9 protein-coding genes are annotated in these 10963 nt (G+C 38.2%); 8 read left to right on the forward strand and 1 reads right to left on the reverse strand.

Translation table 11 applies throughout. The features are described 5' to 3' along the window. The first annotated feature begins 580 nt into the window (after window positions 1-580). The 5 genes from KEM10_RS07000 to KEM10_RS07020 all read left to right on the forward strand — a co-directional run bounded on the left by KEM10_RS07000 (window position 581) and on the right by KEM10_RS07020 (window position 6490). The gene (locus KEM10_RS07000; RefSeq protein WP_212215265.1) at window positions 581-1210 is read left to right on the forward strand and encodes a DUF5063 domain-containing protein; all 630 of its coding nucleotides are present in this window, start codon (window positions 581-583) and stop codon (window positions 1208-1210) included. Between the two features lie 12 nt (window positions 1211-1222). Continuing rightward, window positions 1223-1825 (forward strand): 3'-5' exonuclease, encoded by a 603-nt coding sequence (locus KEM10_RS07005; RefSeq protein ID WP_212215266.1) that lies wholly within the window; start codon window positions 1223-1225, stop codon window positions 1823-1825. A 6-nt stretch (window positions 1826-1831) separates the two neighbouring features. Then, the gene (locus KEM10_RS07010) at window positions 1832-3019 is read left to right on the forward strand and encodes a class I SAM-dependent rRNA methyltransferase (protein WP_212215267.1); all 1188 of its coding nucleotides are present in this window, start codon (window positions 1832-1834) and stop codon (window positions 3017-3019) included. 21 nt (window positions 3020-3040) lie between these two features. Further along, entirely contained in the window at window positions 3041-4276 is a 1236-nt protein-coding gene (locus KEM10_RS07015; protein WP_212215268.1) for a DEAD/DEAH box helicase, read from the forward strand. 84 nt (window positions 4277-4360) lie between these two features. Then, entirely contained in the window at window positions 4361-6490 is a 2130-nt protein-coding gene (locus KEM10_RS07020; RefSeq protein WP_212215269.1) for a Tex family protein, read from the forward strand. On the opposite strand, the gene KEM10_RS07025 is transcribed toward KEM10_RS07020, so the two are convergent. Continuing rightward, window positions 6487-7962: a sensor histidine kinase gene (locus KEM10_RS07025; protein ID WP_212215270.1), complete on the reverse strand. Its 1476-nt coding sequence runs from the start codon at window positions 7960-7962 to the stop codon at window positions 6487-6489. The two genes, KEM10_RS07020 and KEM10_RS07025, sit on opposite strands and share 4 nt — an antisense overlap. A gap of 206 nt (window positions 7963-8168) precedes the next feature. Here KEM10_RS07025 and KEM10_RS07030 point away from each other — a divergent pair, with 206 nt between their 5' ends. The 3 genes from KEM10_RS07030 to KEM10_RS07035 are packed head-to-tail and all read left to right on the forward strand — an operon-like array spanning window position 8169 to window position 10854. Beyond that, window positions 8169-9947: an alanine/glycine:cation symporter family protein gene (locus tag KEM10_RS07030; RefSeq protein WP_212215271.1), complete on the forward strand. Its 1779-nt coding sequence runs from the start codon at window positions 8169-8171 to the stop codon at window positions 9945-9947. An 11-nt stretch (window positions 9948-9958) separates the two neighbouring features. Further along, entirely contained in the window at window positions 9959-10252 is a 294-nt protein-coding gene (locus tag KEM10_RS24245; protein ID WP_244825603.1) for a LysO family transporter, read from the forward strand. Next, window positions 10252-10854: a lysine exporter LysO family protein gene (locus KEM10_RS07035; RefSeq protein WP_244825605.1), complete on the forward strand. Its 603-nt coding sequence runs from the start codon at window positions 10252-10254 to the stop codon at window positions 10852-10854. The genes KEM10_RS24245 and KEM10_RS07035 overlap by 1 nt, the downstream gene beginning before the upstream one ends. The last annotated feature ends 109 nt before the right edge of the window (window positions 10855-10963 follow it).

Genomic DNA, 10963 nt, shown 5'->3' on the forward strand with positions numbered 1-10963 from the left:
ACCTCTGAGGTACTCTTTTCCACCTCAAAGGTTAACGCTCGGCCCCTTAACCTCGAACGATGGAGCAAAAAGCTTGGTGTGTGGATCTTTTTAGTCGACGCTTGAACCAAAAAGCTCGGCGTTTCGACCTTTTAACTTGGGTATTGGAGCAAAAAACTTAGAAAGCGGATCTTTTTTGGCAGCGAATGTACCTTTAATGGTAAGGTATGATCTTCAAAGCCCGGTACATTCACCTTTTTTCTTCAGTGTTGAACCTCAAATACAGGAAAGCCGACCTAAAAGACCAGTGTATTGATCAATTTATCATGAAGTGACTTATTAGTATTTTGAACTCCGACTATAAAATTAGCTGAGTAGGGTAGGCCGGGGTAAAGTATTAATTAAACGATGTGTCGATTATTGCCAGAGTATAAAATTGCAGTTGCCTTCTGTTACAATTAATCATTAATGTATCGCTCATCACCAATCCTTTTACATAGTCATTAGCTATTCGCTTTTAGGTGCACTCTCCTTTTTTTTTCTTACTTTTGCTCGACAATTATTAGTATACAGAACGTAGCGAGGGAGATTATTAAATAGTATGGAAGAACCATTAAAGCATGTAGTTTATTCGAAAAATGTGATTGAATTTGTGACGGTAGCCAAAGAATATTGCGAATTTTTGGAAGGTGCCGAACAATACCCTCGACGCGAATTTATTACTATTGCCACCCGCATTATTCCTCTTCTTTATATAAAAGCCAGTATGTTATCAAGAGTTGAAGCTCAGATGGAAGATGAACTGGAAAAGACAGTGGATGAGATGACCTATGCACATATTCAGAATAAGATTGAACTATTATTGGGTCGCTTCAACGATTACCTGGAAGTATTTAATCAGGATATGCAACGAAGTGATACGCCGGTAATTTCGTATATTGCAGAGGATTTTACGGACATGTATCAGGACCTGAAAGATTTTATTTCATCGTATCGTATAGGAGTTACTGAAATAATGAATGATGCTTTGTCGGCGGTTCAGGAAAATTTTGAATTGTATTGGGGGCAAAAAGCCGTGAATACCTTGAGGGCTCTTCATGCCGTATTATATGGAGAAGAAGACCTGGATGAAGAGGAAGGTGAAGAAGAGGTGAAAGAGGAAAGAAGAAAGGATACCTGGTTCGATCGTTTTCAAAAAGAATGGTCGGATGAAGATGATGAACTTAGTTAAAACAACATTTGAATGCAGAAAACCATTTCGAAGGAAGCACTGAGTGAACTTCCGTTGCAACATTTCGAAGGTGATGTAGTAGTGGTTGAAGACGAGAGTAAAATAGAAGAACTGGTGCGTGAATTGGAACAACATTCCGTTATTGGTTTTGATACAGAAACAAAGCCTTCTTTTCAGAAGGGAAAAGTAAATAAGGTAGCTTTGTTGCAGTTGGCTACCTCTGATCAGGGATACCTGTTCAGAATGAATAAAACAGGTTTTCATCCTGCATTAGTTCGTTTATTAGAAAATCAGGACATTGCTAAAATAGGGGTGGGAATCAGAGATGATTTAAGAGGATTAAATCGCCTGGTTCCATTCAAACATGCAGGTTTTGTTGAGTTACAGGATTACGTAAAGCAAGTGGGTATTGAAGACACCAGCCTACGAAAATTGGCCGGATTGGTTCTTCATTTCAGAGTCAGCAAACGACAGCGTTTATCCAATTGGGAAGCGCCACATTTAACACCCAGCCAGGTTATTTATGCAGCCACTGATGCCTGGGTTGCCATTGAGCTTTATAAAAAGCTTACAGCATTATTTCCAAAAGAAGAAGTACAAACATTAAGTATCTGATAATATATGGCTAAGTTGCCAAAGTTAGTTTTAAAGCCCGGGAAAGAGCACAGTCTTAATCGCTATCATCCATGGGTGTTTTCAGGAGCCATCAAAAAAATTAAAGGTGATTTGATTGAAGGCGATCTGGTGGAAGTGTTGGATAGTCATGACAATTTTCTGGCTATAGGTCACTCTATCATAGGATCCATCTCAGTTCGGATACTTACTTTTACTCAGGAAGAAATAGATTATGAATTCTGGAAAAGCAGAATTCAAAAAGCTTTTGAACTGCGCAAAGCGGTTGGTTTGATTGATAACCCGGAGACAAATGCTTTTCGTCTGGTACATGGCGAAGGTGATTACCTGCCGGGTTTAATTATCGATTTCTATAACGGAACAGCGGTTGTGCAAATGCATACAGTAGGTATGTATCGCATTGAAGAAACCATTATAAAAGCTTTAACCGAAGTGATGGGCGATCGTCTGAAATCGGTTTTTAGCAAGTCGGAAGGCACCTTACCATATAAAGCACATGTAACGGCTGTAAACCGATATGTTTTTGGTAATAAATCGGAGAAAGTTGCACTTGAAAACGGATTAAAGTTTCATGTTGATTGGGAAAAAGGACAGAAGACCGGCTTTTTTGTTGATCAGCGCGAAAACAGGTCGTTGATAGAGCATTACAGTAAAGGGCGAGAGGTCCTAAATATGTTTTGTTATACCGGTGGATTCTCGTTTTATGCCATGCGTGGAGGTGCTAAGGTGGTGCATTCGGTTGATAGTTCGGAACGTGCCATTTATATAACCAATAATAATGTTGAGTTGAACTTCCCGGGCGATGAACGCCATCAGGCATACGCCGAGGATGCATTTAAATATTTGGGAGGCATCAAAGATAAGTATGATCTTATTATTCTGGATCCGCCTGCATTTGCAAAACATCAGAATGTGGTGAAGAATGCTATACAGGGATATCGCAGGTTAAATGCCAAAGCCATAGAACAGATTCGTTCCGGTGGAATTATCTTTACTTTCTCCTGCTCGCAGGTGATAAGTAAAGAGCAGTTCAGAACTATGGTCTTTTCTGCAGCGGCACGTGCTAACCGTAAAGTTCGTATATTGCAACAACTAACCCAACCAGCTGATCATCCGGTGGATATTTATCATCCCGAAGGAGAATACCTGAAAGGGTTGGTTATTTATGTAGAATAATACATTGAAAAAAGATACTGTTTGAAATTTAAAGAATTCAATTTTGCCAATGAGTTGCTTGATGGCTTAGATGCCATGCGTTTCGAGAAAGCAACTCCTGTTCAGGAGAAAACCATTCCGGTAATTAAGGAAGGGAGTGATTTAATTGCGTGTGCGCAAACCGGAACAGGTAAAACTGCTGCTTATCTTCTACCGGTATTGGATAAACTGATTCGTAACGGACATAAAGATATCAATGCTTTAATTTTGGTTCCTACACGTGAGCTTGCCATACAAATTGACCAGCAAATGGAGGGCTTTGGGTATTTTCTGGATGTGTCATCAACAGCCATTTATGGAGGTAATGATAAGGAAGAGTGGAACCGTCAAAAGAATGCTCTTACCACTGGTGCTGATATTGTTATTGCTACTCCCGGTCGATTGATTCAGCATTTGAGTATGGGATATGTAAATATGTCAACCTTGCAGCATCTTATTTTGGATGAGGCAGACCGTATGCTGGATATGGGATTCTTTGAGGATATTATGCAAGTAGTAACACATCTTCCCAAAGAACGTCAGACTTTGATGTTTTCGGCAACCATGCCACCTAAAATCAGGGAGCTGGCAAAAAATATTCTGCACGATCCCGAGGAGGTAAATATATCCATTAGTAAACCTGCTGAAGGTATTTTACAGGCGGCTTATATGGTTTACGATACCCAGAAAATTCCTTTGCTTAACGGTTTACTGAAAGATAAAGACTTACCAAGTATCATTATTTTTTCATCAACCAAAATTAAGGTGAAAGAGATCAGTCGTTCGCTGCTGAATAATGGTTTTAATGCCAAGGCTATTCATTCTGATTTGGAGCAGGCTGAGCGAGAAGATGTATTGCGCGAATTCCGTAATCGTAATGTACAGATACTGGTGGCAACCGATATTATTGCCCGTGGTATTGATATTGAAAAGATTGATTTGGTTATCAACTTTGATGTACCACGCGATGCTGAGGATTATGTACATCGTGTTGGAAGAACGGCTCGTGCTGCCACACAAGGGGTTGCCATTACTTTAATTAATGAAAAAGAAATATTGGAATTTTATCGAATCGAGCAATTGATTGAGACTAATGTATTTAAAATTCCATTGCCTCCCGATTTGGGTGAAGCTCCTGTGTACAATCCTGAGGAACTAAAAAAAGGACGGAAACGCAAAGGCGGATACAAAGGAAAAAAGAAAAAGAACTTCAAAAAGAAAGATCATAATAAATCGTAAAAACAACGTTTTATTGATGGGAGAAATTGTTGCCTGTTTCACTTCGGATCAGGCAATTCTTGTCTTTAATCTAATAATTAAATCATGCAAAACTTATTTGTTGACATCATATCCAAAGAATTAAGTCTGGCTGCCCGCAATGTGGCCAATGTTTTAACCTTGTTCGACGAGGGAGCTACCATACCTTTTATCAGTCGTTATCGAAAAGAGATGACCGGAAGTATGGATGAGGTTCAAGTGGGGGCTGTAAAAGAGCGTTATGAGAAACTTCAGGAAATAGAAAAACGCAAAGAGTCCATATTAAAATCGATGGATGAGCAGGGTGTGTTAACAGATGAGTTGGAATCTAAGATTAAAGCAAGTTACAATCTTACCGAACTGGAAGATATTTACCTGCCATACAAACCCAAACGAAAAACCCGTGCGGTAAAAGCCCGGGAAAAAGGTTTGGAGCCATTGGCTAAAATTATAATGAAACAGCATGAGCGTGATGTGGAAGGACGTGCGGCTTCTTTCGTAAATAAAGAGGTGGCTAATGTTGAGGAGGCTTTACAGGGCGCTCGTGATATTATTGCTGAATGGATTAATGAGCATAAGGTAGGACGTGAGATTGTGCGTTCGGTATTTGAGAAAGAGGCTGTTATTTCTTCTAAATTAGTGAAAGGAAAAGAGGAAGAAGCGGCTAAATATAAAGATTACTTCGAGTGGTCGGAACCTTTGAAAAAATGTCCTTCGCACCGTTATCTGGCCATGCGTCGTGGAGAGAAAGAAGGATATTTAAAATTGAATATTTCGCCCGATGCCGAATATGCCATGGAGCGCCTGGATCGTTTCTTTGTAAAGGGAGATACAGATTCTGCAGCTCAGGTGCAGGACGCAGTGACAGATGCTTATAAGCGATTATTGGCTCCATCTATCGAAACAGAGTTTTCTAATTTGTTTAAAGAAAAATCAGACGAAGAGGCCATAAAAGTATTTACCGATAATTTAAGACAATTATTATTGGCATCCCCATTGGGACAGAAACGAGTATTAGCTCTTGATCCGGGTTATCGTACCGGTTGTAAAGTGGTTTGTTTGGATCAATATGGCGATTTATTGGAGAATGCCACAATTTATCCCCATCCGCCTCAAAACGACTATAAAAAATCGAGTGATACTATAATAAAGCTGGTTGCCAAGCATAAAATTGAAGCTATTGCTATTGGCAACGGAACAGCATCTCGCGAAACGGAAGCATTTGCTAAAGGTTTGTCATTTGCCCATAAGGTAGAAGTATTTGTTGTGAGCGAAGATGGTGCTTCGGTTTATTCTGCAGGAAAAGTAGCCCGTGAAGAGTTTCCTGATTATGATGTGACGGTTCGTGGTGCTGTTTCCATCGGTCGCAGGTTAATGGATCCATTGGCTGAACTGGTAAAGATTGATCCTAAATCAATAGGAGTTGGACAGTATCAGCACGATGTGGATCAATCGCAGTTGAAAAAATCACTGGATACAGTTGTGGAGTCGTGTGTAAACTCTGTTGGAGTTAATTTAAATACAGCCAGTAAGCACTTGTTAACCTATGTTTCCGGACTAGGACCTCAATTAGCACAAAACATTGTTGATTACCGATCGGAAAATGGAGCCTTCACATCGCGCGATGAATTAAAGAAGGTAACACGTTTGGGAGCGAAAGCCTATGAACAGAGTGCAGGCTTCTTGCGAATATCATCTGCAAAAAATCCATTGGATAACACGGCTGTTCATCCCGAATCATATAAGTTGGTAAAGCAAATGGCCAAAGATCTGCATTGCGAAGTAGCCGACTTGATTAAAGATAAAACACTACGCAGTAAAGTTGATTTGCAAAGATATGTAACCGACAAAGTGGGATTGCCAACCTTAAATGATATTATGCAGGAGTTGGATAAGCCGGGAAGAGATCCCCGTGAAGCTATTAAAGCTTTTTCATTTGCTGAGGGCATTTATTCCATTGATGATTTACACGAAGGGATGGAATTGCCCGGACTGGTTACAAATATCACCAAATTCGGAGCTTTTGTAGATGTGGGTGTAAAGCAGGATGGATTAGTTCATATTTCACAGTTAGCCAATCAGTATGTGAGTGACCCTAACCAGATTGTAAAATTACAGCAACAGGTTAAAGTAAGAGTGTTAGAAATAGACCATCAACGAAAAAGAATACAGCTTTCGATGAAAGGACTTAATTAGTATACTTTTTGATTTACTGGTTCAGATACAGTGGGGAAGGCGATTGAAAAAATACTGCCTTTCCCTTCAGTACTTTCAACAATGATATCGGCCTTCATCATTTGGGCCAGATCTTTACACAGAAATAGACCTAAGCCTGTGCCTGGTTCATTTTGTGTGCCACGGGTTGATGTTTTTTGGCAGGGTTTAAATAAGCAGGCAATATACTCAGAGCTCATTCCTACACCTTCATCGATTATATCAATGTAGGTTAATTTCTCGTCTGTTCGTGTGCCAATTTTAATAGATCCATCTACATAGGAAAACTTAACTGCATTAGAGATAATATTTCTAAGGATAGTACTTAAAATACCTTCATCAGCTAAAATTTCAGTTTTTGGATTAATAAATGTATCAATCCTGATGCGTTTATGATTTAGGTTGTTGTGAAGTAATCCCAGGGTATTATTAACCACACTAAGTACATTAATAGCATGGGCTTGTGGATGAATAAGGTTGTTTTGTTGTTTCGACCAATCCAGAATATTCTCTAATAATTCTAAGCCTTGGTGAGAAGAACGTTTAATGGATTTTAAGATCGATATAATATCTTCATTATTATACGATTTATAGTCGGCAAGTAATAAATCAACAATGGATGTTTGAGCAGCAAAGGGTGATTTTAAATCATGTCCGATTATACTGAATAACTTGTTTTTAATTTCTATCGCCTCTTCCAGACTTTTTTTCTGCTTTTCAATTGTTATCTGATGTTCTTCCAGTTTCTGATTCAGTATTTTTTCTTTCTTTAACTGAAGTAAATTCATTTCATTCTTTTGTTTTTCTAAGGCTAAATCAAGTTTAACAGAGTTTTGCTGTTTTATGCTAACCAGTTGTTTGTTAACCAGTCTCTTGATCATCTCAGGTACTCCCAAAAGAAAATATCCCATAATTAGCAGGTAGGTGCTTTTATATATCTGACCGGCCCAGTTGGCTGAGGCTACTTGATCCAACAATGTAGGATCGATATGCGGTAGTCTTATAAAATAAATGAGATTAAAACAGAAAATGGAATATATGGTTGAGAATATTACCAATCTTCCATCGTACCTCAACACCGATAAAAGTATTAAAACCGGATATAGAAAAATAGAAGCTGCAGTTGTAACTGCTATGGGTTGGAAAAAATATGAATAATTAAAAATGTGTAGTGATAAGATAGAAATATCAAAAGTGGCAGATAAAAATCTTATCCAGGTGGCGCTTCCAAATTTTTTAAGCAAGAAATTGAGAGCTGCATTGTAGAAGATGTATATACTGGCCAGAAACAAAGATATTAAGGCTCTTTCCTCGTATCCTGCAAAATAGATGTACCCAACAAAAAATAAAATGACAATGATGAGAAACCATCGAAAGCGAATTACTTTTTGTTCGCCCCAAACGGCATCGTCTTTGAAAAGACTTCGGAATTGTTGTGTGTTAGGTTTTAGCATGAGTAGGATATACGAATTCAAATATAATACTTTGAAATATTATTTTGTGAAGAAAGACTGCTGTTTTTTTACAATTGGATGAAAGAATTACATGGAAATCTTGAAAAATGTTGTTAAAAAAAAGGTCAATCGGATAAAAATTCGTTTTTTAGCATTTCCTGAAAAAATCCGAATACTAATTTCGTTCATTCTAATGACCTAGATCTATGCAAGAGATTAACAGTTTTCTACAATTAATTGATTCTTATATTGGTAGTCACTTTTGGTTTGTGTGGTTGCTTTTGGGAACCGGTATTTTCTTTACGGTTTATCTTAAATTTCCACAAATCAGGTATTTTAAATATGCAATTCGTATTGTCAGAGGAAAGTACGATAAAGAAGGAGATGAAGGAGATACTTCACATTTTCAGGCATTAACAACAGCTCTTTCAGGAACAGTAGGTACCGGTAATATAGCAGGAGTGGCATTGGCCGTTCATTTGGGTGGGCCGGCGGCTTTATTCTGGATGTTGGTAACGGCTATGATTGGTATGACTACCAAATTTGTTGAGGTTACACTTTCGCATAAATACCGCGAGAAGGCAGCTGACGGTACAATAGCAGGAGGCCCGATGTACTTCATGCGCGAACGATTAAATTTTAAACTTCCTTCAGGTAAATTGGTTAAATCAGGAAAGTGGATTGCTGCTATTTTTGCTTTTGCAACGGTACTTTCTTCTTTCGGTACGGGTAACCTGCCTCAGGTAAATAGTATTTCCAATTCAATATTTGCCACTTTTGGTTTACCTCATGTAATTACCGGATTTGTTTTAGCAATTTTATTAGGGTTTGTAATAATTGGCGGAATTAAACGAATAGCCAAAGTTACCTCGCGATTGGTTCCAACTATGGCTCTTATCTATTTTATTGGGGCTATCTCGGTTATTGCAATGAATTACGAAAATATCTGGCCATCTATACAGGCAATTTTTGCAGATATATTTACAGGCTCATCAGCAACCGGAGGTTTTTTAGGAGCAACTTTAGCTTTTGCTTTTAATCGGGGTGTAAACCGAGGCTTATTCTCTAATGAGGCCGGTCAGGGGTCAGCCCCTATTGCTCACGCAGCAGCCAGAGCTCATGAGCCAGTATCAGAAGGAATGGTTGCATTGCTTGAACCCTTTATCGATACTATTATCATTTGTACGTTAACCGGACTAACGCTTTTGTCATCTGGTGTTTGGAATGAAAAGCTGGACAACCGTTTTCAAATGGCCGATTTGCAGATTCTGCAAGGGACTAATTACGATGATACAACTCAGGAAGGAAAGTTGGTTTTGGCAAAGCATATAAACGGAGATGAAACCTTACCTCTGTTTACCGGGGAGATGAAAGTAAAAGATGGTGAAATTACTTCTGATGTTCAGTTAATACACTCGCGATCTTTGGCTGAAAATGTTGTAGTAAAACAAGGCAAAAAGCCTTATAACGGAAGTATTAAAGTACAAAATGGACTTGTACAACTGCAAGAGGAACATCTTGGCATGATGGCCAGGTTGAAAGCTCAGTTTTCATCATCATCAGATAGTAAGAAAATTGTATTTGAGGGAAAATCACTTTTACATAGTGCACCATTAACAACCGTTGCTTTTACCAAAGGCTGGTTTGGTTCATGGGGCCAATACATCGTTTCTATTGGATTATTATTATTTGCTTTCTCAACCGCTATCTCGTGGTCGTACTACGGCGACAGGGCAATTACTTACCTTTGGGGCTCTAAAGCGGTTATTTGGTACCATCTGATTTATGTAATTGGATTCTTTTTAGCATCCTTTGTGGATACAACCATTATTTGGACATTATCCGGGATTACCATTGCTTTAATGACTATTCCAAACTTAATTGGGTTATTGATATTACACAGAGAGATGAAAGGGGAGGTGAAGTTATTCTGGAAAGAATATAAAAATCGTTTCCCTGAAGAAAAAGGAGTGCCGGTTGATTAAATGATTTCCTCATGACATCATATATTGTTATAGGTCTTTTTATTGCTGGGATATTTATCGGACGGCAATTAAAAAATAAAGAAAAAACGCGCAAAAGGGTAGATAAGGCAGTAAATTATGCAATTTACCTTTTGCTTTTTCTTTTGGGCATTTCGGTAGGTATAAATGAGGATATTATTCAAAATTTTTCAAGAATTGGATATAAGGCATTACTACTAACCATTGGAGCTCTTGCTGGAAGTATTTTATTGGCAAAAGTGATTTATATTTTCTTCTTTAAAAAGTATCAGGAAAAAGAAAGCTGATGAAAGGAAGCTTGATAATATTATCCTTCTTCGTTGCCGGATTATTAGGTGGCTTATCGAATATTTTCCCCGATTGGTTACTAAACGATGATCTTACCACTTATGCTTTGTACTTTCTAATGATAGTGGTCGGAATAAGTATTGGAAGTGATGCAAATGCCTTTTCGGTGTTAAGAAAAATGAATATCAGAGTTTTATTAGTGCCTTTGGTAGTTATTATAGGAAGCTTGGCTGGTGCAGCTCTGGTAGCCATTTTTTTGAGTGATATTACTATTCAGCAAGCAATGGCGGTTGGAGCCGGCTTTGGCTATTATTCTTTATCGAGCATTTTTATTAGTAAATTAAGTGGCGACGAGTTGGGTGTTGTTGCTTTATTGTCTAATATTTTCAGAGAGATTTTTACGCTTCTGTTAATGCCTTTGTTGGTGCGATATTTTGGAAAATTGGCAGGTATTGCCTCCGGTGGTGCTACCTCAATGGATACAACACTACCTGTTATTGTTAAATTCTCCGGGAAAGAATACGGAGTAATAGCCATTTTTAGTGGCATTATTTTAACTATTTTGGTTCCTGTATTGGTTACATTTATTCTTGAGATATAACAAACTTTTAAATATTATACTACTTTTATTCTCTTTGTGTAAAGAGCATAAAATCAATGTTTAGATGATTGCATGTATTGTCTAAATGTTATTATTTTGCTTTTCCCCC

Origin of the sequence: Carboxylicivirga linearis (assembly GCF_018271995.1) — a bacterium.
Taxonomy (GTDB): domain Bacteria; phylum Bacteroidota; class Bacteroidia; order Bacteroidales; family Marinilabiliaceae; genus Carboxylicivirga; species Carboxylicivirga linearis.